28 protein-coding genes are annotated in these 26308 nt (G+C 67.9%); 12 read left to right on the forward strand and 16 right to left on the reverse strand.

All coding sequences use genetic code 11. The features are described 5' to 3' along the window. Positions 1–108: 108 nt before the first annotated feature. The 3 genes from J0I47_RS15410 to J0I47_RS15420 all read right to left on the reverse strand — a co-directional run bounded on the left by J0I47_RS15410 (position 109) and on the right by J0I47_RS15420 (position 2889). A complete protein-coding gene (locus J0I47_RS15410) occupies positions 109–717 on the reverse strand; it encodes a ribonuclease HII (protein WP_294047821.1) in 609 nt (202 codons plus the stop codon). Then, positions 710–1843: a bifunctional hydroxymethylpyrimidine kinase/phosphomethylpyrimidine kinase gene (gene thiD, locus J0I47_RS15415; protein ID WP_294047822.1), complete on the reverse strand. Its 1134-nt coding sequence runs from the start codon at positions 1841–1843 to the stop codon at positions 710–712. Before thiD ends, J0I47_RS15410 begins: the two co-directional genes overlap by 8 nt. Before the next feature lie 155 nt (positions 1844–1998). Then, positions 1999–2889 (reverse strand): prephenate dehydratase, encoded by an 891-nt coding sequence (locus J0I47_RS15420; RefSeq protein ID WP_294047823.1) that lies wholly within the window; start codon positions 2887–2889, stop codon positions 1999–2001. A gap of 251 nt (positions 2890–3140) precedes the next feature. Here J0I47_RS15420 and J0I47_RS15425 point away from each other — a divergent pair, with 251 nt between their 5' ends. Then, positions 3141–3845 (forward strand): cytochrome c family protein, encoded by a 705-nt coding sequence (locus tag J0I47_RS15425; RefSeq protein WP_294047824.1) that lies wholly within the window; start codon positions 3141–3143, stop codon positions 3843–3845. A 377-nt stretch (positions 3846–4222) separates the two neighbouring features. Here J0I47_RS15425 and J0I47_RS15430 read toward each other — a convergent pair whose 3' ends face one another. Together J0I47_RS15430 and J0I47_RS15435 are read right to left on the reverse strand one after the other, a co-directional pair. Next, positions 4223–5161 carry a TIGR00730 family Rossman fold protein gene (locus J0I47_RS15430; protein ID WP_294047825.1) on the reverse strand — a complete coding sequence of 313 codons (939 nt, stop codon included), beginning with the start codon at positions 5159–5161 and terminating at the stop codon, positions 4223–4225. Between the two features lie 40 nt (positions 5162–5201). Beyond that, the gene (locus J0I47_RS15435; RefSeq protein WP_294047826.1) at positions 5202–5867 is read right to left on the reverse strand and encodes an extensin family protein; all 666 of its coding nucleotides are present in this window, start codon (positions 5865–5867) and stop codon (positions 5202–5204) included. A gap of 141 nt (positions 5868–6008) precedes the next feature. Between J0I47_RS15435 and J0I47_RS15440 the strand changes: the two genes are divergently transcribed. From J0I47_RS15440 to J0I47_RS15455, 4 genes are all read left to right on the forward strand, one after another. After that, the gene (locus J0I47_RS15440) at positions 6009–7166 is read left to right on the forward strand and encodes a phosphoserine transaminase (protein WP_294047827.1); all 1158 of its coding nucleotides are present in this window, start codon (positions 6009–6011) and stop codon (positions 7164–7166) included. A gap of 113 nt (positions 7167–7279) precedes the next feature. Then, the gene (serA, locus tag J0I47_RS15445; RefSeq protein ID WP_294047828.1) at positions 7280–8857 is read left to right on the forward strand and encodes a phosphoglycerate dehydrogenase; all 1578 of its coding nucleotides are present in this window, start codon (positions 7280–7282) and stop codon (positions 8855–8857) included. 30 nt (positions 8858–8887) lie between these two features. Continuing rightward, on the forward strand, positions 8888–9265 hold the full coding sequence (locus J0I47_RS15450; protein ID WP_294047829.1) for a four helix bundle protein: 378 nt from the start codon (positions 8888–8890) through the stop codon (positions 9263–9265). Positions 9266–9296: 31 nt separating this feature from the next. Next, positions 9297–10403: an ATP phosphoribosyltransferase regulatory subunit gene (locus J0I47_RS15455; RefSeq protein ID WP_294047830.1), complete on the forward strand. Its 1107-nt coding sequence runs from the start codon at positions 9297–9299 to the stop codon at positions 10401–10403. A gap of 17 nt (positions 10404–10420) precedes the next feature. On the opposite strand, the gene J0I47_RS15460 is transcribed toward J0I47_RS15455, so the two are convergent. After that, positions 10421–10723 carry a hypothetical protein gene (locus J0I47_RS15460; RefSeq protein WP_294047831.1) on the reverse strand — a complete coding sequence of 101 codons (303 nt, stop codon included), beginning with the start codon at positions 10721–10723 and terminating at the stop codon, positions 10421–10423. 62 nt (positions 10724–10785) lie between these two features. Then, positions 10786–10971, reverse strand: a complete 186-nt coding sequence (locus J0I47_RS15465) for a hypothetical protein (RefSeq protein ID WP_294047832.1) — start codon at positions 10969–10971, stop codon at positions 10786–10788. Positions 10972–11156: 185 nt separating this feature from the next. Between J0I47_RS15465 and J0I47_RS15470 the strand changes: the two genes are divergently transcribed. Beyond that, positions 11157–12458: an adenylosuccinate synthase gene (locus tag J0I47_RS15470; RefSeq protein WP_294047833.1), complete on the forward strand. Its 1302-nt coding sequence runs from the start codon at positions 11157–11159 to the stop codon at positions 12456–12458. Positions 12459–12740: 282 nt separating this feature from the next. Here the strand turns inward: J0I47_RS15470 and J0I47_RS15475 are convergent, their stop codons facing one another. The 7 genes from J0I47_RS15475 to J0I47_RS15505 all read right to left on the reverse strand — a co-directional run bounded on the left by J0I47_RS15475 (position 12741) and on the right by J0I47_RS15505 (position 20562). Next, the gene (locus J0I47_RS15475) at positions 12741–13052 is read right to left on the reverse strand and encodes a hypothetical protein (RefSeq protein ID WP_294047834.1); all 312 of its coding nucleotides are present in this window, start codon (positions 13050–13052) and stop codon (positions 12741–12743) included. A gap of 96 nt (positions 13053–13148) precedes the next feature. Beyond that, entirely contained in the window at positions 13149–14219 is a 1071-nt protein-coding gene (gene aroC, locus J0I47_RS15480; protein WP_294047835.1) for a chorismate synthase, read from the reverse strand. A 6-nt stretch (positions 14220–14225) separates the two neighbouring features. After that, positions 14226–15029, reverse strand: coding sequence for an enoyl-ACP reductase FabI (gene fabI, locus J0I47_RS15485; RefSeq protein ID WP_294047836.1), 804 nt, complete (start codon positions 15027–15029; stop codon positions 14226–14228). Continuing rightward, complete coding sequence (locus J0I47_RS15490; RefSeq protein ID WP_294047837.1) at positions 15026–15970, reverse strand: YihY/virulence factor BrkB family protein; 945 nt, start codon at positions 15968–15970, stop codon at positions 15026–15028. The genes fabI and J0I47_RS15490 overlap by 4 nt, the downstream gene beginning before the upstream one ends. A gap of 6 nt (positions 15971–15976) precedes the next feature. After that, positions 15977–16936: a DnaJ C-terminal domain-containing protein gene (locus J0I47_RS15495; protein WP_294047838.1), complete on the reverse strand. Its 960-nt coding sequence runs from the start codon at positions 16934–16936 to the stop codon at positions 15977–15979. 113 nt (positions 16937–17049) lie between these two features. Further along, a complete protein-coding gene (ligD, locus tag J0I47_RS15500) occupies positions 17050–19587 on the reverse strand; it encodes a DNA ligase D (RefSeq protein WP_294047839.1) in 2538 nt (845 codons plus the stop codon). Positions 19588–19683: 96 nt separating this feature from the next. Next, on the reverse strand, positions 19684–20562 hold the full coding sequence (locus J0I47_RS15505; RefSeq protein WP_294047840.1) for a Ku protein: 879 nt from the start codon (positions 20560–20562) through the stop codon (positions 19684–19686). Between the two features lie 105 nt (positions 20563–20667). Between J0I47_RS15505 and pdxH the strand changes: the two genes are divergently transcribed. From pdxH to J0I47_RS15525, 4 genes are all read left to right on the forward strand, one after another. Then, entirely contained in the window at positions 20668–21249 is a 582-nt protein-coding gene (pdxH, locus tag J0I47_RS15510) for a pyridoxamine 5'-phosphate oxidase (protein WP_294047841.1), read from the forward strand. After that, on the forward strand, positions 21249–22196 hold the full coding sequence (locus tag J0I47_RS15515) for a cation diffusion facilitator family transporter (RefSeq protein WP_294047870.1): 948 nt from the start codon (positions 21249–21251) through the stop codon (positions 22194–22196). The genes pdxH and J0I47_RS15515 overlap by 1 nt, the downstream gene beginning before the upstream one ends. An 11-nt stretch (positions 22197–22207) precedes the next feature. Then, a complete protein-coding gene (locus J0I47_RS15520) occupies positions 22208–23005 on the forward strand; it encodes a PhzF family phenazine biosynthesis protein (protein WP_294047842.1) in 798 nt (265 codons plus the stop codon). A 114-nt stretch (positions 23006–23119) separates the two neighbouring features. Beyond that, the gene (locus J0I47_RS15525; RefSeq protein ID WP_294047843.1) at positions 23120–23524 is read left to right on the forward strand and encodes a thioesterase family protein; all 405 of its coding nucleotides are present in this window, start codon (positions 23120–23122) and stop codon (positions 23522–23524) included. 4 nt (positions 23525–23528) lie between these two features. Here J0I47_RS15525 and J0I47_RS15530 read toward each other — a convergent pair whose 3' ends face one another. Continuing rightward, positions 23529–24023, reverse strand: coding sequence for a hypothetical protein (locus J0I47_RS15530; RefSeq protein WP_294047844.1), 495 nt, complete (start codon positions 24021–24023; stop codon positions 23529–23531). A gap of 2 nt (positions 24024–24025) precedes the next feature. Then, the gene (mnmA, locus tag J0I47_RS15535) at positions 24026–25135 is read right to left on the reverse strand and encodes a tRNA 2-thiouridine(34) synthase MnmA (protein WP_294047845.1); all 1110 of its coding nucleotides are present in this window, start codon (positions 25133–25135) and stop codon (positions 24026–24028) included. 102 nt (positions 25136–25237) lie between these two features. Between mnmA and J0I47_RS15540 the strand changes: the two genes are divergently transcribed. Together J0I47_RS15540 and J0I47_RS15545 are read left to right on the forward strand one after the other, a co-directional pair. Continuing rightward, a complete protein-coding gene (locus J0I47_RS15540) occupies positions 25238–25483 on the forward strand; it encodes a hypothetical protein (RefSeq protein WP_294047846.1) in 246 nt (81 codons plus the stop codon). A gap of 85 nt (positions 25484–25568) precedes the next feature. Further along, positions 25569–25868: a DUF1153 domain-containing protein gene (locus J0I47_RS15545; RefSeq protein WP_294047847.1), complete on the forward strand. Its 300-nt coding sequence runs from the start codon at positions 25569–25571 to the stop codon at positions 25866–25868. Positions 25869–26308: the final 440 nt, after the last annotated feature.

Consider the following 26308-nt stretch of genomic DNA (forward strand, 5'->3'; position numbering starts at 1 on the left):
GCCAAACCGTTAACGAAGCGGAACATTTTGCGACGCGGCCCAGATATTGAGTCGCGACTTATCCACAGCCCCAAGGGATGGGGTGTGGCGTAAAAGACTCGTGCGCCCTCAAAGCGGCAGGACGATTTGCGCGACCGGCGCGAAACTGCGCCGATGGAGCGGGGTGATGCCGTGTTCCTTGAGCGCGCGGAGGTGTTCGGGTGCCGGATAGCCCTTGTTCCGCTGCCAGCCATAGTGCGGATATGATTCGGCGTGCGCGATCATGATCCGGTCGCGGGTATGCTTGGCGACGATCGACGCGGCGGCGATCGACAGGCTGATGCCGTCGCCCCTGACGATCGCGGTCGCCGGATAGTGCCAGCGCGGCAGGCGGTTGCCGTCGACCAGCACATGCCCAGGATCGCAGCCGAGCGTCGCGCACAATTGCTCGACCGCCAGCGTCATCGCCTTCATTCGCGCCCAATAGATATTGAGCACGTCGATCTCGTCATTCTCCACGATGCCGACGCCGACGATCGCGCATTTACGCAAGCGGTCGTGCAGCCGCTCGCGCTCGGACGCCGACAGCTTCTTCGAATCGTCGATCCCGCGCGGGATACCTTTCGCCGGCAGCACGACCGCCGCGGCGACGACCGGCCCGGCGAGCGGGGCACACCCGGCCTCGTCCACGCCGACGACGGGCGCGATGCACAGCTTCTCGTGGCGGAGGCTAGGCATGGGGCAGCCGCCATGGCGGAAACCGACGCATCTCGCCAGCCTCGTACAGGCACAAAGCATTGCCGAACGGATCGGTCAGCCGGGCCTCGCGCCACGCCCAGGGTTCGACCACCGGATCGCTCACGACATATCCGCCGCCGCGCAGCCGGGCGACCGCGGCGTCGAGATCGTCGCATTCGAGAAACGTGAGCGGCCGGCCGTCGAGTTCGTGCGCGGCCTCGATCGACAGCGTCGCGCCGCCAGGGCTTTCGTAGCGGGCATAACGCGGCTCGGCATCGACGATCCGCGTCAGCCCGAGCAGGTCGTAGAATGCGCGCGTCGCGGCGAAGTCGGTCATCGGCAGCGTGACGTGATTGGGGCTGGCGAGCCCGACGGCGACGTCCTGCCGGACGCGCTGATGCCCCATCGATCCATGCCCGCCGCCCAGCCCGGGCGCGTCATGCAACGCGACCCGGACGAACGTCCGCGCCCGCGCCACCGCCACGTCGAGCGGCAGGCCATGGCCCAGTCCCGTCGCGATCGCCGAGGCGAGCGTACAGCCGGTGCCGTGGGTACTGGTGGTGGCGATGCGCGGCGATTCCCAGCGCGTCTCGCGACCATTCGCTGCGACCAGGCGGTCGACCAGCATCTCGCCGTCGCCATGTCCGCCCTTGACCAGCACCGCACAGCCATGCGCGCGCACCATCGCCTCGCCGCCGAGCGCTGCCAGCTCGGGCAGGTTGGGCGTCACCACCGTCGCCAGCGCCATCAGCCGCGCGAACGCCGCGATCGTATCGGCATCGGCCAACGTGTCGCCGCTGGTCGCGACCATCACCGGATCGAACACGATCGGCACGGCGAGCCCGGCCAGCGCATCCGCCACCGCCCGCGCCGTCGCCGCCGATCCGATCATCCCGATCTTCACCGCATCGACGCCGATGTCGCTCACCACCGATTCGATCTGCGCGATCACCATGTCGGCCGCGATCGGCAGGACGGCCTGCACCCCCAGCGTATTCTGCGCGGTGATCGCGGTGATCGCGGTCATCGCGTGGCCGCCGAGCATCGTCACCGTCTTGATGTCGGCCTGGATGCCGGCGCCGCCGCCCGAATCGCTGCCGGCGACGATCAGGATACGCGGGGTCATCGGCGGTCAAACTTGACGAAATTGACGAGGGTACGGGGCTCGCGCCCGCCAAACTTGACGAACTTGACGGGGGTACGCCGGAGCGGCGTCGGGATCGAACGGGGCGAAGTTCTGGCCACGCCCCGCCATGCCACGACCACACCCGATTAGGAAAGTCAGCCGCGCTTGCGCGCCTGCGGATACGAGCCGAGCACGCGCATCCATTTCGAGTGGAACCCCAGTTCCTCCAGCGCGCGATCGAAATTGGCGTCGCCCGGCCGCCCCTCGACATCGGCATAGAAATCGGTCGCGGCGAAGCTGCCGCCCTGCTGGTAGCTTTCCAGCTTGGTCATGTTGACGCCGTTCGTCGCAAAGCCGCCCATCGCCTTGTACAAGGCGGCAGGCACGTTCTTCACCTCGAAGATGATCGTGGTCATGAACGGGCCGTCGCCCGCCAGCGGCCGATCGCCCCGCGCCAGCGTCACGAAGCGAGTCGTGTTGTGCGCGGCATCGGCGATGTCGCTCGCCAGGGTCTGCAAGCCGTAGATGCCGGCGGCAGGCGGCGGCGCCAGCGCCGCGACCGCCGGATTGGCGAGCTCGGCGACCATCGCCGCGGCGCCCGCCGTGTCGGGATAGGCGATCGGCGAGATGCCGCGCGCCTTCAGCCAATGGCGGCACTGGCCGAGCGCCTGCGGATGGCTCATCGCCTCGCGCACGCCGTCGATCGGCCCCAGCCCCATCAGCGCATATCGGATCGGCAGGAAATGCTCGCCGGTGATGACCAGCCCCGATTCGGGCAGCAGGAAGTGGATGTCGGCGACCCGGCCGTGCAGCGAGTTCTCGATCGGGATCACCGCGCAGTCGGCGCGTCCGTCCTTCACCGCATCGATCGCGTCGTCGAAGCTGAAACACGGCAGCGGCAGGCCATCGGGGAACGCTTCGAGCGCCGCGACATGGCTGTTGGCCCCCGGCGCGCCCTGGAAGGCGACGGCACGCTCAGGCTGCGCGGCGGCGGCTTCGGTCATCGCGGCGACGAGCCCGCGCGCGGGAGCGGCGAAATTTTCCATGGTGCGCGCGCTTAGTGGGAGGGAACGAGGCAGGCAAGCGCGCGGCTGCGCCATATGGTTCGGCGACGCCGTACTCCTGCGAAAGCAGGAGTCCGGGGTTCCAAGCGCATCGCTTCGCCGCTCTAGGCTCCTGCTTTCGCAGGAGCACGGCATCCGTAATCGGCTGGATCCTCTCCCCCAATCCCACGCTTGCCCCTCGCGTTTCGCGTTACTAAAGGGTCTGCACTGATTTCAGGGGCACGTCCGTAACCATGAACGACAATACCAACACGATCGCGGGCTGGGTGCTGGCCGGATGCTTCGCCGCGCTGGGCCTGACGATCGTGGGCGGAATGCTCTATCACGGCGAGAAGCCGGCCAAGGAAGGCTTCCCGGTCGAGGCGGTGGACGAGGGGTCGGGCGGTGGCGCCGAGGCCGAAGTGCCGATCGCCAACCTGCTCCCGACCGCCGATGCCGCCAAGGGCGCCGAAGTGTTCAAGAAGTGCGCGGCGTGCCACACGATCAACCAGGGCGGCGCCAACGGGATCGGCCCGAACCTCTATGCGACGGTCGGCGAAGCGATCGCGCAGGGTAAGGGCGGCTTCGCCTTCTCCGACGCGCTGAAGGCGAAGGGCGGCAGCTGGGGCTTCGACGAGCTCAACAGCTGGCTGACCAGCCCGCGCAAGTTCGCGCCGGGCACCAAGATGACCTTCGCCGGTCTGTCGAATCCGAAGGATCGCGCCGACGTGATCCTGTATCTGAACCAGCAGGGATCGAACAAGCCGCTGCCCGCGCCGGTCGCCGCTCCCGCCGCCAAGGGCGCCGCCGCACCCGCCGCCGGCGCGACGCCGGCCCCGGGCACGCAGGTCGCCCCCGCCAACGGCAAGGCCGAGACGGTCACGCCGCCGGCCACCGGCAACACCACCGCCGCGGCACCCGCCGCCGGCAACTCGACGGAGCCCGCCGCGAAGAAGTAAGCAGGCGTGGGCGCTTCGAGGTAGCGCCTGATACGATGGTCCGACATCGCCGGTGCGTCGCCGGCGATGCGAGCGTTCCACACGATCGCCTGGCGTCGACCACGGCGTGCGATTCAACCATAGCCGATGTAGCGGTGACATTGCCGTCATCGACCGTCACCCCGGCCTCGTGCCGGGGTCCACTCGACAACTTTCATCGACGCCAGAGGATCGAGCGACGCGCCGGCGGCTCGGTGGACCCCGGCACAGGGCCGGGGTGACGACTTCATTCAGTTTGCCGATGCCCAATGCCGATCGGCCCCAGCCGGCGCGATGCGTCCGGTTCCCACCCTAACGAGGCAAGCGGCGGTACTTCGTGCCGTCCCCTGTCGCTCACCCTACCGCGCCGTATCGGCCTGCGCCGCCTGCGTCGCCTCGGCATGCGCGACTGCTTCCGCCTCGCCCGTGCCCATCGAGCGACCGCGGTAGAAGTCCTGGACGATCGCCCAGCCTTCCTCCGCCGTCTCGCAATAATGGAAGATGTCGAGGTCGCGCTGGCTGATGACGCCTTCGTCGACCAGCGCCTGGAAATCGACCACCCGGTCCCAGAACGCACGGCCGTAGAGCAGCACCGGGATCGGCTGGATCTTGCCCGTCTGGATCAGCGTCAGCAGCTCGAACAGTTCGTCGAACGTGCCGAACCCGCCCGGGAACGCCGCCAGCGCGCGGGCGTGCAGCAGGAAGTGCATCTTCCTGAGCGCGAAATAGTGGAATTGCAGGCTCAGTCGCGGCGTGACGTACGGGTTGGGCGCCTGCTCATGGGGCAGCACGATGTTGAGCCCGATCGATTCCTCGCCGACATCGGCGGCGCCGCGATTGGCCGCTTCCATGATCGACGGGCCGCCGCCCGAACACACCACGAAGTGCCGCTTGCCGTCGCCATCGCGCGGAAACTGGCTGGCGATCCGGCCGAGTTCGCGCGCGACGTCGTAATATTTCGACTTGGCGACCAGGCTCTCGGCGATCCTGCGCGACGTGTCGTCGGTCGCCGCGTCCAGCACCGCCTGCGCCTTTTCCGGCGAGGGGATGCGCGCGGAGCCGTACATTACGAAGGTCGAGGCGATCCCCGCCTCGTCGATCACCAGTTCGGGCTTCAGCAATTCGAGCTGGAAGCGGACCGGACGCAGGTCCTCGCGCAACAGGAAGTCCATGTCCTGGAAGGCGAGGCGATAGGCCGGATTTTCGGTCTGGGGAGTGGAAATGCCGCCCTTGGCGCGTTCGGCTTCCTGCTTGGCACGCGGAAACACGCGCGACGGTACTCGGGTCTCGTTCGTCATCCGAGGGCGTTAGAGCAAAGTGATGACGGTTTGAAGAGCCCTACCGACAGAAGCCCTTGTGATCGTCCTCCAGATGCAAATGGTCGTGATGCGCCGCGTTGTAATCGGGGCTGAGCACCGTGCCGAACCGCTTACACGCCGAACCGTGGATGATCGTGAAGAAGCGGCGCGTGGCGTCGTCGGCGTCGTGCCAGTCCTGCCGCACCGAAATGCGGCGACCGTCCGCCAGCACGAATGCCGACACGTCGACCGCATTGGCGGTGGCGTGGCCCGACAGCCGCAGCGTCGCGGTGCCGACGGTGTTGCGGCACGCATAGCTGCCCATCGTCTCGACCCGGACCAGCCGGCTGCCCAGGATCTGATAGGCGGCGGGCGCGACCGCGTTGCGCATCCAGCCGATGAACTCCTCGGCCAGGCCGCAGCGCATCGCCGTCACCCCGCTGACCGGCACACCGATATCGATGAGCTGCACCGCGCCGATCACCTGACACCCGCCGCCGAAATCGCGATCGGGCAGCGGCGAGTAGCGGACCTCCTGCCGGCTGAGGTCGGCGAAGCACGCCTGGGTGTCGCGGCTGGTCGGCAGGTTCAGCGCGACCGGCGGCGATCCCATCGGCCGCGGCGGCGGCGCCTGGACGTGCCCCCCGCCCCCGCCGAATACGCAGCCGGCGAGCGACAGACCGAACAAGGGCGCGAGCTTCCGCATCGCCCGCAGGTTGCCGCAAGCATGGTTAACCGAAAGTTACGGCGCACGACACGCGCTTGACGCATCGCACAAAACCCTTAGAGCCGCCGACGGGCCACGCGGTCCCAACGCCGCGCGGGCTCTCTGCAAGGAGGGTCAGACATGACTGAGACGAACGTTACCGACGCCATTGTTGCGTCCACTGCAAAGCCTGCCACCCGGCCGGCTCGCCCCCATTTCTCCAGCGGACCCTGCGCCAAGCCCCCGGGCTGGGACGCGGCCAGGCTCGCGACCGACGTGCTCGGCCGCTCGCACCGGTCGAAACTCGGCAAGCAGCGCCTGCAATACGCCATCGATCTAATGCGCGAGATGCTGCAACTGCCCGACACCCACCGTATCGGCATCGTCCCCGGCTCCGACACCGGCGCGTTCGAGATGGCGATGTGGACGATGCTCGGCGCGCGGCCCGTCACCACCCTCGCCTGGGAAAGCTTCGGCGAAGGCTGGGTGACCGACGCGGCCAAGCAACTCAAGATCGACCCGACCGTCATCCGCGCCGATTACGGCCACCTGCCGGACCTCGATCAGGTCGACTGGTCGAACGACGTCCTGTTCACCTGGAACGGCACCACCAGCGGCGTGCGCGTCCCCGACGGCGGCTGGATCGCCGACGACCGCGCAGGGCTGAGCTTCGCCGACGCGACCAGCGCGGTGTTCGCTTACGACCTGCCGTGGGACAAGATCGACGTCGCGACGTTCAGCTGGCAGAAGGTGCTGGGCGGCGAGGGCGGCCACGGCGTCATCGTCCTGGGCCCGCGCGCGGTCGAGCGGCTGGAAAGCTACACGCCGGCCTGGCCGCTGCCCAAGGTGTTCCGCCTGGTGTCGAAAGGCAAGCTGGCCGAGGGCGTATTCAAGGGCGAGACGATCAACACGCCGTCGATGCTCGCGGTCGAGGACGCGATCTTCGCGCTCGAATGGGCGAAGTCGCTGGGCGGGCTGCAAGGCCTGATTGCGCGGTCCGATGCCAATGCCGCGGCGCTCGACACAATCGTGAGCGAGCGCGACTGGCTCGGCCATCTCGCCCCCGACGAAGCGTCGCGGTCGAAGACCAGCGTCTGCCTGACCGTCGCCGGTGCGGATGAAGCGTTCATCAAGACCTTCGCCGGGCTCCTCGAGAAGGAGGGCGCCGCCTACGACGTCGCCGGCTATCGCGATGCTCCCGCGGGCCTGCGCATCTGGTGCGGCGCGACCATCGACACCGCCGATATCGCGGCGCTCGGCCCGTGGCTCGACTGGGCCTACGCGACGGCGCGCTCCTGATTCGTCATTCCCGCGAAAGCGGGAACCCATCTCCCGCCGTCACCACCAGTTGAACCGTCAGAAGCTGGGTCCCCGCTTTCGCGGGGATGACGGTCAGAAGAAAGTCCAATCCAATGCCCAAAGTCCTCATCAGCGACAAAATGGATCCCAAGGCCGCCCAGATCTTCCGCGAGCGCGGGGTCGAGGTGGACGAGATCACCGGCAAGACGCCCGACGAATTGAAGGCGATCATCGGCCAGTATGACGGCCTCGCCATCCGCAGCTCGACCAAGGTGACGAAGGACATTCTCGCCCACGCCTCCAACCTGAAGGTCGTCGGCCGCGCCGGCATCGGGGTCGACAATGTCGATATCCCCGCGGCCTCCGCGCAGGGCGTCGTCGTCATGAACACGCCGTTCGGCAACTCGATCACCACGGCCGAACACGCCATCGCCCTCATGTTCGCGCTCGCCCGGCAATTGCCGGAGGCCGATGCCTCGACCCAGGCCGGCAAGTGGGAGAAGAACCGCTTCATGGGGGTCGAGCTGACCTCGAAGACGCTCGGGCTGATCGGCGCGGGCAATATCGGCTCGATCGTCGCGGACCGCGCGCTGGGCCTCAGGATGAAGGTGATCGCGTTCGACCCGTTCCTGTCGCCCGAACGCGCCGTCGAACTGGGCGTGGAGAAGGTCGACCTCGACGATCTGCTCGCGCGCGCCGACTTCATTACTTTGCACACGCCGCTGACCGACCAGACGCGCAACATCCTGAGCCGCGACAACCTGCTGCGGACCAAGCCGGGGGTACGGATCATCAATTGCGCACGCGGCGGGCTGGTGGACGAGGCGGCGCTGAAGGAACTGCTCGATTCGGGGCATGTCGCAGGCGCCGCGCTCGACGTGTTCGTGACCGAGCCGGCCAAGGAATCGCCGCTGTTCGGCACGCCCAACTTCGTCTCGACCCCGCACCTCGGCGCCTCCACCAGCGAAGCGCAGGTCAACGTCGCGATCCAGGTCGCCGAGCAGATGGCCGACTATCTGGTCTCGGGTGGTGTCACCAACGCGCTCAACGTGCCGAGCCTGTCGGCCGAGGAAGCGCCGCGGCTGAAGCCGTACATGGCGCTGGCGGAAAAGCTCGGTAGCCTGGTCGGCCAGCTCACCACCGGCGCGATCGGCCGCATCTCGATCCACAGCGAGGGCGCCGCCGCCGAACTCAACCAGAAGCCGATCGTGGCCGCCGTGCTCGCCGGCTTCCTGCGCACGCAGACCGACACGGTGAACATGGTCAACGCGCCGCTCCTCGCCAAGGAGCGCGGGATCGAGGTGCGCGAGGTGCGGACAGAGCGCGAGGGCGATTACCACACGCTGCTGCGCGTGTCGGTGAAGACCGAGGCGGGCGAGCGGTCGGTCGCCGGCACGCTGTTCGGCGACGCCGCCCCGCGGCTGGTCGAACTGTTCGGGATCAAGGTCGAGGCCGATATGGCCGGCCACATGCTCTACGTCGTCAACGAGGATGCGCCGGGCTTCATCGGCCGGCTCGGCACGCTGCTGGGAACGGAGGGCGTCAACATCGGGACGTTCCATCTGGGTCGGCGGAGCGCGGGCGGCGAAGCGGTGCTGCTGCTGTCGGTCGACGATGCGGTATCGCCGGAACTGATCGCCAAGGTGCGCGGCCTGGCCGGCGTGAAGACGGTGATGGGGCTGAGTTTTTAGGGAGCAGGGAGCCGGGAGCAGGGAGCGGGCATGGCGCGGATCGAGAGCTTTCGTGACTTGATCGTATGGCAGCGCGCCATGGCGATGGCCGAAGGCGTCTATCGGCTTACGAGCGAATATCCGCGCGACGAGCAATTCGGACTCGTTTCGCAAACGCGACGCGCGGCCGTGTCCGTCGCGGCCAATATCGCCGAAGGCCATGGTCGCGGGACGCGAGCGGCCTATGCCGGATTTCTCCGCATCGCGCGGGGCTCGCTTCGTGAGGTGGAGACCCATCTGTTGCTGGCGAGTCGGCTCGGCATGGGGAGCGGCGAACAAATCGACGGATTGTTGGTCGACGCCGGCGAAATCGGCCGTATGCTCCACACGCTGATCGCTCGCTTGCGCGAGCAACCGGCCCTGCCCTAACTACTCCCTACTCCCTACTCCCTACTCCACTATGACTCACGCCCTCCTCCCGTCCGGTTTTCGCGATCGCTTGCCGCCCGATGCCGATGCCGCCGCGGCGGTCGAGGCGCGGGTGCTCGATGCGGCGCGGCTGCATGGGTACGAGCGCGTCGAGCCGCCGCTCGCAGAGTTCGAGGATGCGCTGGCGCACCGGCTGAAGGCAACGCGTGCGCAGGACGCGGTGCGCTTCGTCGATCCGATCAGCCAGCGCACGCTGGCGATCCGGCCCGACCTCACCGCGCAGGTCGCGCGGATCGCGGCGACGCGGATGGGGCATCATCCGCGCCCGGTGCGGCTGAGCTATGCCGGCCCCGTGCTGCGGCTGCGCGGGCCCGAACTGGCGCCCGCGCGCGAGCGGCGCCAGGCGGGGTGCGAGCTGATCGGGCTCGATACCATCGCAGCGGCGCGCGAGATCGTCGTCGTCGCGGTCGAGGCGCTGGAGGCGGCGGGCGTCGCCGGTATCTCGGTCGATTTCACGCTGCCCGATCTGCTCGGCGTGCTGGCGGCGGGGCCGCTGCCGCTGGACGCGGGAGCGGTCGAGACGCTGGCCGACCGGCTCGACGCGAAGGACGCCGGCGCGGTCGCGGCGATCGCGCCCAGCTATCTGCCGCTGATCGAGGCGGCGGGGCCGTTCGATGCCGCGCTTGAGCGGTTGCGCGCGCTCGACGGCGGCGGCGCGCTCGGCACGCGGCTCGACGGGCTGGCGGCGGTGGCGGACGCGGTGCGCGGGCGCGCGGCGCTGACGCTCGACCCGACCGAGCGGCACGGGTTCGAATACCAGACCTGGCTCGGCTTCTCGCTGTTCGCCGACGGCGCCCGCGGCGAGATCGGCCGCGGCGGCAGCTACACGATCGTCCACGAGGACGGCGCCGAGGAAGCCGCGATCGGCTTCTCGCTCTATATCGACGCGATCGTCGCCGCCGCCCCGACGGAACAGGATCGCCGCCGCCTGTTCGTCCCGCTCGGCAGCGACCAGGCGCTGGCGGCGAAGTTGCGGAGCGACGGCTGGGTAACGGTGGCCGCGCTCGCACCCGGCGACACGCCCGAGGCGCAACTGTGCACGCATGTGCTGGTGGATGGCGGGGTTCGTGGCTGTTGAAGGCGGCGTTTGGATAGTTAGCTGTCATTGGCCGGTGAGCGTTTGATCCAGTCCATGACGGTTTTAGTTGCGTCGTTGAGCATGGCGGCGAGCTTGTCGGTTGCCCCTTCCCACTCTCTTTCGAACTCTGTGTCATCATCTGTGTCGATAGACCTGGCCGAAATAACGACATGGCCTTCGCACGGTGGATTGATGGAGATTTGAAAGTACTCGAATGGACGCAGACCTGAAGAATACGCAAAGCGTGCTGACTTGCCAGCCCACTTGTCAAACAGCTTCTTGACGTTCGTCACCGCCCAGGTTTCGATCACTTCATCCACGCCGGAATGGGCTGTCATAAGGACAAACTGAGACGAGGACGCGACGTCTGCAAGTAGGTCAGTCAGCGAACTTTGGCTTCGGCTTTGCACATGTCCCAAAACTCATCGTCGGTCAGCTTCCTGTCGCCAATGGCGACAAAAAGACCATTCTCCGCCAGCTTGCCGTCAAAAGGTATTTTGGTCTTTAGCCCTAAAGCGGTTTCGGAAGTGCCCCATAGGCTACCCATATCGTTGATGAGTGAGAACATAGGTTGAGCATTGCGTGCTCACGTTGCGTACGCAAGCACATCGTTACTCACCATACTTCTCCCGCATTGACACCCGCCACCCCTGCCCGCTACCGGCGCCCTCGCATTCCTGGCACCGCCCGCGCGCCGAGTCCCGTCGAAGGGGGCGTGGGTCGAACTCGGCGGGGACAGGTGCATATCCGGACATGGCCAACGTAGCGGTGATCGGCGCCCAGTGGGGCGACGAGGGCAAGGGCAAGATCGTCGACTGGCTGTCGGAGCGCGCCGACGTCGTCGTCCGCTTTCAGGGCGGCCACAATGCCGGCCACACGCTCGTCATCGACGGCAAGGTCTACAAGCTCGCGCTGCTACCCTCCGGCGTGGTGCGCGGCACGTTGTCGGTGATCGGCAACGGCGTGGTGTTCGATCCCTGGCATTTCCGCGACGAAGTGACTCGTATCGCCGAGCAGGGGATCGCGATCACCCCGGAGGTGCTCCACGTCGCCGAGACCGCGCCGCTGATCCTGCCGCTCCACCGCGACCTCGACGCGTTGCGCGAGGATGCGCTCGACGCGGGGAATAGCGGGCAGAAGATCGGCACGACGCGCCGCGGCATCGGCCCGGCCTATGAGGACAAGGTCGGCCGGCGGGCGATCCGCATCTGCGATCTCGCGCATCTCGACGGGCTGGGGCCGCAGATCGATCGCCTGTGCGCGCACCATGACGCGCTGCTCGCCGGGTTCGGAAAAGCCCCGGTCGATCGCGAGGCGCTGATGGCCGAACTGCGCGAGATCGCCGCGTTCGTGCTACCCTTCGCCAAGCCGGTCTGGGTCACGCTCAACGAAGCGCAGGCGCGCGGGCGGCGTATCCTGTTCGAAGGCGCGCAGGGCGTGCTGCTCGACGTCGACCATGGCACCTACCCCTTCGTCACCTCGTCCAACACGGTCGCGGGGACGGCGTCGGCGGGGTCGGGGCTCGGCCCGAGCCGGGTCGGGTTCGTGCTGGGAATCGTGAAGGCCTATACCACGCGCGTCGGGTCGGGGCCGTTCCCGACCGAGCAGGACAACGAGATCGGCGAATATCTCGGCACGCGCGGGCGCGAGTTCGGGGTGAATACCGGGCGCAAGCGGCGCTGCGGCTGGTTCGACGCGGTGCTGGTGCGGCAGTCGGCGGCGGTCAGCGGGATCACCGGGATCGCCCTGACCAAACTCGACATCCTTGACGGACTGGACGAGATCAGAATCTGCACCGGCTATCGGCTGGGCGACCGGACCTTCGATTACCTGCCGCCGCACCCGAGCGACCAGGCGGCGGTCGAGCCGATCTACGAAACGGTGCCGGGGTGGAGCGAATCGACCGCGGGCGCGCGGAGCTGGGCCGACCTGCCGGCGGCGGCGGTCAAGTATATCCGCCGGATCGAGGAATTGATCCGCTGTCCGGTGGCGCTGGTGTCGACCAGCCCGGAACGGGCCGACACCATCCTGGTGCGCGACCCGTTCGCGGACTGACCGACGAAAGGCTTAGGGTCTGTACTCAATCAGCCCAGGGTCGTGACGGAGCCGATTTCGGTGTCGGGCAAGAAGCAAGGAGGGAGCGATGCCGAAGCATCGTGACCGACGCGGCGACGCCGCCCGGCGCCGAAATCGGCGCGCCGCTGCGCGGTCGCCCGGAGCAGGCCACCGGACGGCGTCGCTTGCTTGCGCGTAGCTTCAGCTACGCGACGGCGCTGCGCTCCTTGCCGGCGACCTACTCCGGGCGATCACGATCCCTGGCATGGTCGAGTACAGGCCCTAGTGCTTTTTCTTGGTCTTGCCCGAGACCGAGGTGCCGACCGTCGCGCCGTTGCTGTCGGTCGTGGCGGTGGTCGAGGTCGTGGCCGACGTGTCCGGGGTCATCGGCGTGGTCGCCGTCGTGCTGGTCGTCGCCGACGTGCTGGTGTCGGGCACGGACACCGGCGGGGTGGTTTGTGACGGCACGCTGACCGGCGGCGTGCTGACCGATGGAACGGTGGCGGGCGGCGTCGAGACCGACGGCACGGTCTGCGCCGCGGCGATGCCGCTGCTGCCGACGATCAACGCGCCGGCGAGGAACGCGAGTTTCATGATGTTCTCCGATGATTGGGGAAACGTACAAACGCCCCATCGCGGCCGGATATCCGCAGCGCGTCCCCCGAATCGCCCGCTTTGCCGTAGCGGCGTTCAGCCGATCTGGGCGCGGTGGAGCAGTTTCTGGTCGGCGAGCACCAGCGCGACCATCGCTTCGACCACCGGCACGCCGCGAATGCCGACACAGGGGTCGTGGCGTCCCTTGGTCCGGATCTCGGTATCGACGCCCTCGCGCGTGATCGTCTCGACCGGGGTCAGGATCGAGCTGGTCGGCTTGAACGCGACGCGCACCGTCACCGGCTGCCCGGTCGAGATACCGCCGGCGATCCCCCCGGCATGGTTCGACAGGAAACGCGGAGCCCCCTCGTTGCCGCGACGCATCGCGTCGGCATTCTGCTCGCCGGTCAGCGCGGCGGCGGCGAACCCGTCGCCGATCTCCACGCCCTTGACCGCGTTGATCCCCATGCACGCGTGCGCGAGTTCGGCATCGAGCTTGGCGTAGAGCGGCGCCCCCCATCCCGCCGGCACGCCGGTCGCCTCGCACGCGATCACCGCGCCGAGCGACGACCCCGCCTTGCGCGCGCCGTCGACCAAGGCCTCCCAGCGCGCCGCCGCGTGCACGTCCGGACAGAAGAACGGGTTGTTGCCGATCTCCGCCGCGTCGAACCGGGCATAGTCGATCGCGTCGCCGCCGATCGCCTCGACCCAGGCGATGATCCGCACTTCGGGGACCACGAGGCGCGCGACCGCCCCGGCCGCGACCCGGCTGGCGGTCTCGCGCGCCGACGAGCGGCCACCACCGCGATAGTCGCGAAAGCCGTATTTGGCGTCATAGGCGTAATCGGCATGACCGGGGCGATAGGCGGCGGCGACCTCCGAATAATCCTTCGAACGCTGGTCGACATTCTCGATCATCAAGCTGATCGGCGTGCCGGTCGTCCGCCCCTCGAACACGCCCGACAGGATACGGACTGCGTCCGGCTCCTGCCGCTGCGTGGTGAAGCGCGATTGTCCCGGCCGCCGCGCATCGAGGAACGGCTGGATGTCGCCTTCGCTCAGCGCAAGCCCCGGCGGGCACCCGTCGACCACCGCGCCGATCGCCGGCCCATGGCTCTCCCCCCAGGTCGTGAAGCGGAAGACGTGTCCGAAACTGTTGTAGCTCACCGCGCGTCAGGCCAGCGCAATGTCCGGCGCGTCCTCGGCCTTCATGCCGATGACGTTGTAGCCGGCATCGACGTGATGGATTTCCCCGGTCACGCCTGCCGACAGGTCGCTCAGCATGTAGAGGCCCGCCCCCCCGACATCCTCGATCGTCACCGTCCGGCGGAGCGGCGCGTTGAGCTCGTTCCATTTGAGGATGTAATTGAAATCGCCGATCCCGCGCGCCGCCAGCGTCTGAATCGGCCCGGCCGAGATCGCATTTACGCGGATATTGTCTGGTCCCATGTCGACCGCGAGATATTTGACGCTCGTCTCCAGTGCCGCCTTGGCGACGCCCATCACGTTGTAATGCGGGATGACCTTTTCGGCGCCGTAATAGGTCAGCGTCAGGATCGAGCCGCCGTCCGGCATCATCGCCCGCGCGCGCTTCGCCACCGCGACCAGGCTGTAGGCCGAGATGTTCATGGTCATCAGGAAATTGTCGAGCGTGGTGTCGTAATAGCGCCCGCGTAGCTGCGTCTTGTCCGAGAAACCAATCGCGTGGACGACGAAGTCGATCGTCGGCCACGTCGCCTGCAGCTCGGCGAACGCAGCGTCCAGCGCGGCCATGTCGGACACGTCGCAGTCGATCAGCACGGTCGATCCGAGCTGGTCGGCCAGCGGCTTCACGCGCTTCAGGATGGCCTCGCCCTGATAGCTGAACGCGAGTTCCGCGCCCGCCTCGCTCAATTTCTTCGCGATCCCCCAGGCCAGCGACTTGTCGTTGGCGAGCCCCATGACGAGCCCGCGCTTGCCCTGCATCAATCCGGTCACGTCGCGACAGCCTCTTCGTTGGTGGTCGGGGCTTCCCTTACGTCCTCAAGGGGCGTCTCGGCTAGTGCCGCGTTGAGGTGCGCGCCGATCGAGATGCCGAACCCGACGATCCAGAAAAACAACAGGGTGATGATGACGCCGGCCAGACTGCCATAGGTCAGGTCATACCCGCCGAGCGCGCCCAGGACGATCGGCAGCAGCGCCGTCGCCGCGATCCACCAGACGGTCGTGAACAGCGCTCCCGGCCAGAGCGGGCAACCCTGACGGCGATATTTGCCGGGCGTTACCGAGGCGACCAGCATGTAGAGCGCGCCGAACATGACCAGCGCGGGCACGATCCGCGACACGCCGATCCAGCCGCCGACCTGCTGCGCCCACGGCACCAGATGATAGACGAATTGCTCCGCGGCGGTCAGCACCCCCTGGATCATGAAAGCGAGCAAGGCTATCACGACGGCGATGACGATCGCCGCCATCGACCGAAGGCGATAGTTCCAGAACGGCTTGTCGAACGCGAAGCCATAGGCGCGGGCAAAGATGTCGCGGATCGTCTCGACGAAGCTGCCCACGGTCCACAGCGCGACGATCCCGCCGAAGATCAGCAGGCTGCCCGATCGCGCGGCGAGCACGTCGGTGATCGGCTTGCGCAGGATGTCGGCGACGTTGGGCGGCAGCGTGTAAAGGAAGGAATCGACCGCGCGCACCGCCTCGTGGCTCTGTCCGACGATCGAGGCGATCGCGGCGGCCAGGATGAAGAACGGGAACACCGTCATCAGCGCGAGGTAGGCGAGGTTGCCCGCATACATGAAGCCGTTGGTGAAGATGCCGACCGCGACGCGCTTCGTGACGATCCACGCGCGCGTCCAGACCGGCTTGCCGTGTCGCTCGTGATAGCCGCGTCTGGCGCGAGCTTCGGGCGACAGCGGCGAGGTCTGAGTCATGCAGCGTCAGACGCCCATGTTGCCGCGCGGGTTCCTGTCCTTGTCCTGCCAACCCTGCACAAATTCGACCAGGGCATCGTCATCGACGGGCAGATCGACCATCAGCGTCACCAGCTGGTCGCCCCTGGCGCCGTTCGGCCCGCCGGACTTCCGGTGGAACCCCTTGCCCTTGAGGCGCAGGACCTTGCCCGAGCTCGACCCCTTGGGAATGGTCAGCATGACCGCTTTCTCGGCGGTCGGCACCCGCACGCTGCCGCCCAGCACGGCTTCCGACAGGCTGATCGGCAAATCGAGCCGGATATCGTCGCCGTCGCGGGTGAAGAAGCGGTGCGGCTGGATCTCGATCGTGACGATCGCGTCGCCGGCACCGCCCGGGCCGGGCTGGCCCTTGCCCGACAGCCGCATCTGCGTGCCGTTTTCGACGCCGGCGGGCAGCTTCAGGTCGATCGTCTTGCCGTCGCCGAGCGTGATCCGCTGCGGCGCCAGCGTCGCCGCATCGACGAACGGCACCGCGAGCTTGTAGGCGACATTGGCGCCCTTGGGCTGCTCGCGCCGGCCAAAGCCGCCCGCGAACCCGCCGCCGCCACGTCCGCGCCCGCCGAACAGCCCTTCGAACAGGTCGCTGAAATCGCCGCCGCCGTTCGGGTCGCCGCCGCGAAACTCGAACCCGCCGCCGGGGCCGGCGCGGAAGCCGCCCTGCGGTCCGCCGCCGCCTTGGCCGTAACCGAACGGCATCGCCGGATTGCCGTCGCCGTCGATCTCGCCGCGGTCGAACCGCGCGCGCTTGTCCTTGTCGTTGAGCAGGTCGTACGCCTGCGTCACTTGGCTGAACTTCTCCGCCGCCTTCGGATTGTCCTTGTTGCGGTCGGGATGCAGCTCCTTGGCGAGCTTGCGGTACGCTTTCTTGATGTCCGCTTCGCTCGCGCCGCGCGCGACGCCAAGGGTGGAATAAGGATCGGCTGCCATACGGGGACGCTATGTGGGGGAAGTGCGGCCGTTGCGCAATTGGTCAGCCCATACCCCGTTCTATCGTCATCCTCGCGAAAGCGGGGATGACGGTGGAATTGGATGGCCCGGGGTCAAAGGTCCGGCAGCACCTGCCGCGCGACGCCCCAGCCGGCCAGGTCATTGCCCGACGCGCGCTCCAGCAACGCCGCCTGGTCGCCGACATGCCATTGGGCGGCGGTGTCGATGTCCGCCAGCTCGACCCAGGTCACCGGCACCGCGACCGGCGCACCCGCCCGGGCGCGCGCGGTATACGGCATCACCGCGGTCGAGCCGCGCTGGTTGCGCAGCCAATCGAGGAAGATCTTCCCCTTGCGCTTCGCCTTGCTCATCGTCGCGGTGAAGCGGTCGGGCTCGGCCTGCGCCAGCGCGACGCAGAAGCGATCGGCGAAATCCTTGACCGCGGGCCATTCCGCCTGCGGCGTCAGCGGCACGACGACATGGACGCCCTTGCCGCCCGACAGCATCGCGAAGCTGACCAGACCGATCTCGGCCAGATGCGCCTTCAGGTCGGCCGCCGCCTGCTTGACGGCGTCGAAGCCCAGCCCTTCGTCGGGATCGAGGTCGAACACCATGCGATCGGGCTTCTCGACATCGCCGATCGACGAGCCCCAGCCATGGAACTCGATCGTCCCCATCTGCACGCAAGTCAGCAGGCCGTCGGCGTCCTCGACATAGAGATAGGGCTCGACCGAGCCGTCCTTCTCCGTGATGTCGACATGCCTGACGTGATCGCCGAACGATCCGGCATCGTGCTTCTGGAAGAAGCAATGCTTGCCGCGCCCTTGCGGGCAACGCACCAGGCTGATCGGGCGATTGGCGGCGAACGGCAGGATCACCGGGGCCATCGCGTCGTAATAGGCGGCGAGATCGCCCTTCGTGACGGGCGAGTCGGGAAAGATCAGCCGGTCGGGATGCGTGATCGTGACGTTCGACGTCGTGGGCCCGGGCGCGGGCTTCGCTTTCTCCTCGACCACCTCGCCGGCCTCCTTGTCGCCGCGCAGCCCCAGAAAGCTCGGATGGCGCAGCACGCCATCGGGCGTAACTTCGGTGAACGCGATCTCGGCGACCAGTTTCGGGCTGACCCATTGCGCGCCGCGCACCGCCGCGCGTGGCGCCTCGACGGTCGGCGTCTTGCGCGCGAGCCGGTCGAGTTTCGCGCGCAGCTCGTTCATCGAAGCGACGGTGAACCCGGTGCCGACCTTGCCGGCGTAGCGCAGCGTGCCGCCCTCGTTCACGCCGAGCAGCAGTGCGCGAAACCCGCGCGACTTGTCGCTTTTGGTCCAGCCGACGATGACGAATTCCTGGCGGTGGAGGCATTTGACCTTCACCCAGTTCTGCGTGCGCTTGCCGACATAGCGCGCGTCGGCGCGCTTGCTGACGATGCCCTCATACCCCTCGCGGCACATCGCCGCGAACAGCTTCTCGCCCTCGCCGACGATGTGCTCGGCGAATTGCAGGCGCGGATCGGCTCCGTCGAGCAGCGGGCGGAGGCGCTCCTTGCGCTGGACGTTGGGCAGGTCGACGAGCGCCTCACCGTCGAGGTCGAGCAGGTCGAACGCGAACAGCGTCATGTCGCCGCCGCTCGAGATCGCGTCCTTCAGCGTCGAGAAATCGGGGCGACCGTCCTTGAACGCGACGATCTCGCCGTCGATCAGCGCGCGCTCGACCGGCAGGGTCGCGGCGGCCTCGGCAATGCCGGGAAACTTGGCGGTCCAGTCGAGGCCGTTGCGGGTATAGACCTTCGCCTTGCCGCCGCCGATCGCGACGAGCGCGCGATAGCCGTCATACTTGACCTCGTGGATCCAGCCGCTGCCGGTCGGGACACTGTCGACGAGGGTGCAGAGCTGGGGTTCGTGGAACTTGGGCAATTTACCGTCACCCCCGCGCAAGCGGGGGCCCATCTCCCGTGCTTTACCCCCATCACTCCCGTCGTTTTTCTGGATGGCAGAGGAGATGGGTCCCCGCTTTCGCGGGGATGACGGCTGTTGGCTGGCCGCCGCGCGCAGCTTCTTCCAGCTCGCCAGCTCCTTCGCCTTCTTGCCCGTCGCGATCGCCGCCATCGTGCGGCCGGTCTTCACGCTGGTCACCGCGCCGTCGACGAGATCGTCCGATCCGCCCGCATATTCGTCCGCGATCTTGCGCAGCAGCCAGTTGGCGCGCCGCTCCTTGGTGTTGCGCGGCTTCAGCCGGATCAGCAGCCATTCGCCCTTCATCCGCTCGCCATGGACGATGAAGTGCAGGTGGCCGTCCTTGAGATCGTCCGCGGACTTGCCCGGGATCGGCTCCCACCAGCCGTCGTCCCACAGCATGACCGTGCCGCCGCCATATTCGCCGGCCGGGATCGTCCCCTCGAAGTCGGAATAGCTGAGCGGGTGATCCTCGGTCTGCACCGCCAGCCGTTTGTCGTCGGGGTTGAGGCTGGGCCCACGCGTCACCGCCCAGCTCTTCATCACGCCGCCGACCTGTAGCCGCAAATCCCAATGCAGCCGCGTCGCGTCGTGCTTCTGCACCATGAAGCGGTTGCCCGTCGTCGGCCCCGCTTCGCCGCGCGGCTCCGCGGTCTTCGCGAAATCGCGCTTGGCGTTGTAGGTGGCGAGGGGATCGACCATCAGCCGTCGCCCCGGCGCAGGCCGGGGCCGCTGTGTTTCGACGCCCCGGCAGGGGCCGCCGGCGGCCCCGGCCTGCGCCGCGGCGACGGTTTGACCTCAAGCACGCTTCTTCGCCGCAGGTTTGCGGTGCGCCGGCTTCTTCGTCGCGGCCGTCGCCGTCTTCGAGACAGTCTTCGCGGCCGGCTTCTCGATCGATTTCTTCAGCGCCGCCATCAGGTCGACGACGTTCGATCCCGTCCGCCCGGTGCCCTCGTCGTCCTTGTCCTCGATGATCTTGCGGTTGGTCTTCTGCTTGGCCTTGCGCGCGATCAGGTCCTTCAGCGCATCGACATAGCGGTCGTGGAACTCCTTCGGATCGAACGCCGCGGTCTTCTTGTCGATCAGCGTCGTCGCCAGATCGAGCAGGTCCTCGTCGGGCTTGCTGTCGGGGATGTCGTGGAAATAGCCCTGCGCCTTGTTGACCTCGTCGGCGTAGCGCAGCGTCTCCAGCACCATGCCGCGCCCGCACGGTTTCAGGCTGACGACATATTCGCGCCCGCGCATCGCCAGCTGCCCCAGCCCGACCTTCTTCGACCGACGCAACGCCTCGCGCAGCACGATGAACGCTTCCTCGGCCAGATCGTCGGCGGGGACGACGAAATAGGGGCGTTCGTAATAGAGCACGTCGATCTCGCTCGCGTCGACGAACTGGGTCAGTTCCAGCGTCTTCTTCGATTCGAGCTTCACCGCGTCGATCTCGTCCTGGTCGAGCAGGACGTACTCGCCCTTCTCATACTCGAACCCCTTCACGATCTCGTCGGTATCGACCGGGCCGAGGCCGGGCACGACCTTCTCGTACTTGACGCGCTTGCCGCTGGGTTCGTGGACCTGATGGAACGCGACTTGCGCGCCGGACTTGGTCGCGGTGTAGATTTCGACCGGGATCGACACCAGCGCCAGCCGGATCTGTCCCTGCCAATAGGCGCGCGCGGCCATGCGATCGTTTCCTTCACGTTGCGGAACCGATTCAATTCGCAAGGAAAAGACTCGTTCCCACAGGCCGGGGTGACGCCGCCCGTCGGCGCGGGTAAAGCGCCCGCCATGGCCACCGATCCCTTCGCCCTGTTCGATGCCTGGTTCGCCGACGCCCGGGCGCGCGAGCCCAACGATCCCAACGCGATGGCGCTGGCGACGGTGGACGCGCGCGGTCGGCCGTCGGTGCGGATGGTGCTGTTGAAGGGGCACGGGCCGGACGGCTTCGTGTTCTACACCAATCGGGAAAGCCGCAAGGCCGACGACATCGCGGCCAATCAACAGGCCGCCTTGCTGTTCCACTGGAAGTCGCTCCGCCGTCAGGTCCGCATCGAAGGCTCGCTCGCCCTCGCCAGCGATGCCGAGTCCGACGCCTATTTCGCCAGCCGCGGTCGCGACTCGCAGCTCGGCGCCTGGGCGTCCGACCAGTCGCGCCCGCTGATCGACCGCGCGACGTTCGAGGCGCGCTTCGCGGAGATGCAGGCGCGATTCGACGGGCAGGACGTGCCGCGCCCGCCACATTGGGGCGGCTATCGCCTGACGCCCGACCATATCGAATTCTGGCAGGACCGCGCGCATCGCCTGCACGAACGCCGCGCGTTCGACCGCGCGATCGGCGAGGCGTGGACCGAGGGACTGTTATACCCATGATGACCGAAAGCGAACGCCGTCGGATCATCCCCTATGCCGTGCGCGCCGCGCTGGCGAGCGTGGGGATGGCGTGCGCGCTGATCGCGCTGAAGGGCTATGCCGCGTGGAGCACCGGATCGGTCGCGATGCTCGGCAGCCTCGCCGATTCGGGGCTCGACCTGCTCGCCAGCCTGGTCACTTTGTACGGCGTCAAGCTCGCCGCCGAGCCGGCCGATCACGACCACCGCTTCGGCCACGGCAAGGCGGAGGCGCTGGCGGCGTTGTTCCAGGTCGTGCTCATTTCCGTGTCGGCGGTCGGCATCGCCTGGCGCGCGATCGCCGCGCTGGGCAGCGATGCGCCGACGCAGGACGCGGAGTTCGGCATCGGCGTGTCGATCGCCGCGATCCTGGCGACGTTGGTCCTGCTCGCGTACCAGCGCAGCGTCATCCGCAAGACCGGGTCGGTCGCGATCATGGCGGACAACGTCCATTACCAGTCGGACGTGCTGCTCAACGGATCGGTGATCGCGGCGCTGGCGATCGACCAGTTTCTCGGCTGGCACCGCGCCGACCCGCTGTTCGGCATCGCGATCGCCGCGTGGCTGGCCTGGGGCGCGTTCCAGGCGTCGAGCCATGCGATCGACATGCTGATGGACAAGGAATGGCCCGAGGAACAGCGCGCGGCCTTCATCGAGGTTGCCGCGCGCCAGCCCGGCATCCGCGGCATCCACGATTTCCGCACGCGTCGTTCGGGCAGTCACGACTTCGCGCAGTTCCACATGGAAGTCGCGTCCGACATCACCGTGCGCGAGGCGCATAACGTGGTCGAAGGCGTCGAACGCGCGCTGCACAAGGCGTTCCCCAAGGTCGAGGTGCTGATCCACCTCGATCCCGAAGGCCATGTCGATACTGACAATCCGCTGGTCGAGGCCGACGTGACGCCGCACTGGTTCGGCAAGCGAGTCTAAGGGGAGCTGTGATGCGCCTACCGTTCGCCCAGATCGACGCGTTCGCGCGGGCGCCGTTCGAAGGGAATCCGGCGGCGGTGATGCCGCTCGACGCATGGCTCGACGATGCCGTGCTCCAGGCGATCGCGGCGGAGAACAACCTGAGCGAGACCGCGTTCCTGCTCGCCGCTGAAGATAACGACGCCGACTTCGACCTACGCTGGTTCACGCCGACCAGCGAAGTCGTGCTGTGCGGCCATGCCACGCTGGCGAGCGGTCATTTCGTCCTGTCCGCCACGCCCGACATGGACCGCGTGCGGTTTCGCACGCGCAAGGCGGGGATGCTCGACGTCGCGCGCGCCGGCGCCGGCTACGAGCTGTCGCTGCCGGCCTGGGGGCCGAGCCCGAAGCCGTTGCCGGCGATCGTCACCGCACTCGGCCTCGACGGCGCGAAGGAGACGTTGTGGCACGAACATCGCTACGGCCTGATCGTGCTCGACAGCGCGGCGCAGGTGCTGGCGCTCGATCCAGACTATCGCGCACTGGCGCGCGAGGGCGACGTCCTGACCATCGTCACCGCGCCGGGCGGGGAGACCGACATCGTCAGCCGCGTGTTCGCGCCGGGAGCGGGGATCGACGAGGATCCGGTGACGGGGTCCGCGCACGCGGTGATGGTCCCCTACTGGGCGAAGCGGCTCGGCCGCGACACGATGACCGCGTTCCAGGCGAGCAGGCGCGGCGGGCACCTGACGTGCCGGCTCGACGGCGACCGTGTCGTACTGGGCGGGACCTGCGTGACGGTGATCGAGGGGACGTTCCTGCTCGGCTAACCCGGCGCGGGCGGGAATAATTTAGCCCGCCCCGGCTGCGATCGCGCATTCCGTAGCGTCACCGCGACTGCCCGGAAACTGGCGAAAAACCGTGGCGCGCGCTATATGACTTGCGTGACCGCGCATGCCCTCCCGCACGATTTTCCGGTGCCGATCGATCCGGCCGACATCGATTTCATGGGGCACGTCAACAATGCGTCCTACCTGAAGTGGGTGCAGGAGGCGGTGCTGAGCCACTGGCGCAAGATCGCGCCGGCCGATGCCGTCGCCAGCCTGCTGTGGGTCGCGCTTCGCCATGAGATCACGTATCGCAAGCCGACCTTCCTCGAGGACGACGTGATCGCCACCGTCCTGCTCGAAAAGGTCCACGGCGCCCGCGCCTTCTACCAGACCGTCATCCGGCGTGGCGAGGACGTGCTGGCCGAAGTCAAATCGAGCTGGTGCTGCATCGATGCCGAGACGCTACGCCCCGCGCGATTGGCGTCAAGCGTGATCGAGCGGTTCTTCCCCGGCGCGTGACCGCCTACCGGCCGACGAGCATCACCAGCCGGGACGTCAGCAATCGCCAGAACAGCCGCAGCGGAAAGCCGCGATAGGCGGGCACGTCGTCGGGGAGCGGCAATCCGGATGTGCGTCGGCCGACCTTCGTGCGCATCTCGACCGGCGGCAGGAGGCCGTCGAACCGGTGGCGATAGGTCGACGTCCAGTGGCCGGGCGCAAACTTCACGAACATGCCAGAATTGCAGCAGGAAGCGACGAAACGCTGGGTCGGCGAATCATCCTTGAGCCTGTAGCCGACGATCAAATCCTTGCCGGCGACCACCGCGAACCGGTCGTCGCGATAGGTCAGATAGGCCGTGCCGCCGTCGGGATCGAGCACGGGCGCCGCGCCGGGCAACGCTTCGATGAGATGGCCGCCCGCCTGGCAGTCGGTGCAATAGCAGACCGTGCTCAGGATCGGGTCGCCGGTTGCGACGCACTGGACCTGACCGCATCGGCAATGCGAGGTGCGAGTCACGCTCACGCCGCCAGCGCGTCCGCCGCCGCTTGTGTGTCCGCGATCCAGCCGCCGCCTAGCACGCGGTCGCCGGCGTAGAGGACGGCCGCCTGCCCCGGCGCGACGCCGTATTCGGGCGTGTCGAACAGGATGCGGTCGCCGACCAGCCGTGCGGGAACCGGCTTGGCGAGACTGCGGACCTTGGCGGTCAGCGGGGCGTCGTCGGTGGGGCCGAGGCGGTTGATATCCTCGAGCCGCGCCGCCGTTACCGCCAGCGCGGCGCGCGGGCCGACGATCACGCGGCGGTCGGCCGGATCGAGCCGGACGACGTAGAGCGGTTCGGGCGAGCCGCCGATCTCCAGACCCCGGCGCTGGCCGATGGTGAAGTGGATCAGCCCGCGATGCTCGCCCAGCTTGCGGCCGGCCAGGTCGACGATATCGCCACCCGCTCCCGCTTCGGGCCGCAGCTTCTCGACCAGCGCGGCATAGTCGCCGTCGGGCACGAAGCAGATGTCCTGGCTGTCGGGCTTGGCCGCGACCCCCAAACCGAGTTCCGCCGCCAGTTCGCGCACGCGCGCCTTGGGCAGGGCGCCGAGCGGGAAGCGCAGGTAATCGAGCTGGGCCTGCGTCGTCGCGAACAGGAAATAGCTCTGGTCGCGCGCCGGATCGGCGGCGCGGTGGAGCTCCGCCCCGGCCGGCCCCGCGACGCGGCGGACGTAGTGCCCGGTCGCCAGCGCATCGGCGCCGAGATCGCGCGCGAGCTGGAACAGATCGGTGAATTTCGGCCCCATGTTGCAGCGGACGCAGGGGATCGGGGTGCGGCCGGCGACATAATCGTCGGCGAACTGGTCGATCACGGTCGCGCGAAAGGCGCTCTCATGGTCGTGGACGTAATGCGCGATCCCCAGCATGTCGCACACCGCGCGCGCGTCGCGGATGTCGCGGCCGGCGCAGCACGACCCGGCGCGCCCGGTCGCCTCGCCATGGTCGTAGAGCTGGAGCGTGATGCCGATCGTCTCCGCACCCGACCGCGCGGCCAGCGCCGCGACCACCGACGAATCGACCCCGCCCGACATCGCGACGACGATGCGCTTGCCTCGCAGGTCGGGGCCGAGCTGAAAATCCACGGTCATGATCGCCGCCCATACGATCCGCACGGGGTCTTGCCTAGGTAACCGGGTGTTAGGTCTGTTCGGCTACACCGTCGATCCGTTCGACAAGGACCGAAGACCGACGTGGACCTGAGCTACCTTCGTTTCGAGCATGACGCGCGCGCGGCGGTGTTGCCGCCCGATCTCGCGGTGCTGCTCGTCGGGGTGGCGGCGCGGCAGGCGGCATCGCCGACCGCGCGGGCCCAGGCGGTGTTCGACCGGCCGGTCGCGCTCGATCTGCCGTTCCGTCCGGCGGGCGGCGCGTTCGACGTGCGGCAGGCCGAGCGGCTTCGGCGGTGGGATACAGAGATGAAGGCCGCATTTACCTAGCCGCTTCAATGAGTGTTCAAGTCCGGCCGCTAACGGTCGTTACAGATAAAGGAACGGGTCCGGTGGACCCAATCGAGGGTAGCGAATGATCGAGAACCAGAAAATCCGACCGGCAAAGGTCATCGGCCCGCTCGGCGAGCCGCTCACGCTCGATACGTTGCCGCCGCCCGAGACGACGCGCTGGGTCGTGCGCCGCAAGGCCGAAGTGGTCGCCGCGGTGAACGGCGGGCTGCTGTCGGTGGACGAGGTGTGCGCGCGCTACAGCCTGACGGTCGAGGAATTCGCCGGCTGGCAGCGAGCGATCGATCGCTCGGGCATGCCCGGGCTGCGCGTGACGCGCATCCAGCACTACAAGTCGCTGTACGAGCGCCAGCAGAAATACTGACCCGCGCCGGGCATCGCCCGACGCCGGATATCGGCCCGCTTCTCCGCAAGAGAGGCGGGCCGATCGCGTTTTGGCGCCCGGAAGGTGGCGAAGTTGACGCGGACGCCGGTGGTTCGCGGCGGGCACGCGAGCGTCCCGGCGGCATCGAGCAGCGCCATCCGGCTGCCGGGTGCGATCCTACATCGCAAGGACGCGGCCAGCATCATCGGTCGGATGCCGGCGCGAAGGCATCCGACCGACGGAGCGGATCCGGCCGTCCCGACCGACCGTGACGGATGTTGGCACATGCCCCGGGAAAACGGCGTCGGCTGCGGCCGACAGCACAAAAGTTGGGAAATTTCCGATGCGATCAGCGGCGGAACGTGACGCCTACACCCCGGCCGAAACGATTACGCCCACGGAACCAACCGGGCGGCGCGCGCGTCGTAGCGGGGATCGCC

This window comes from Sphingomonas sp., assembly GCF_017304635.1.
GTDB lineage: Bacteria > Pseudomonadota > Alphaproteobacteria > Sphingomonadales > Sphingomonadaceae > Sphingomonas.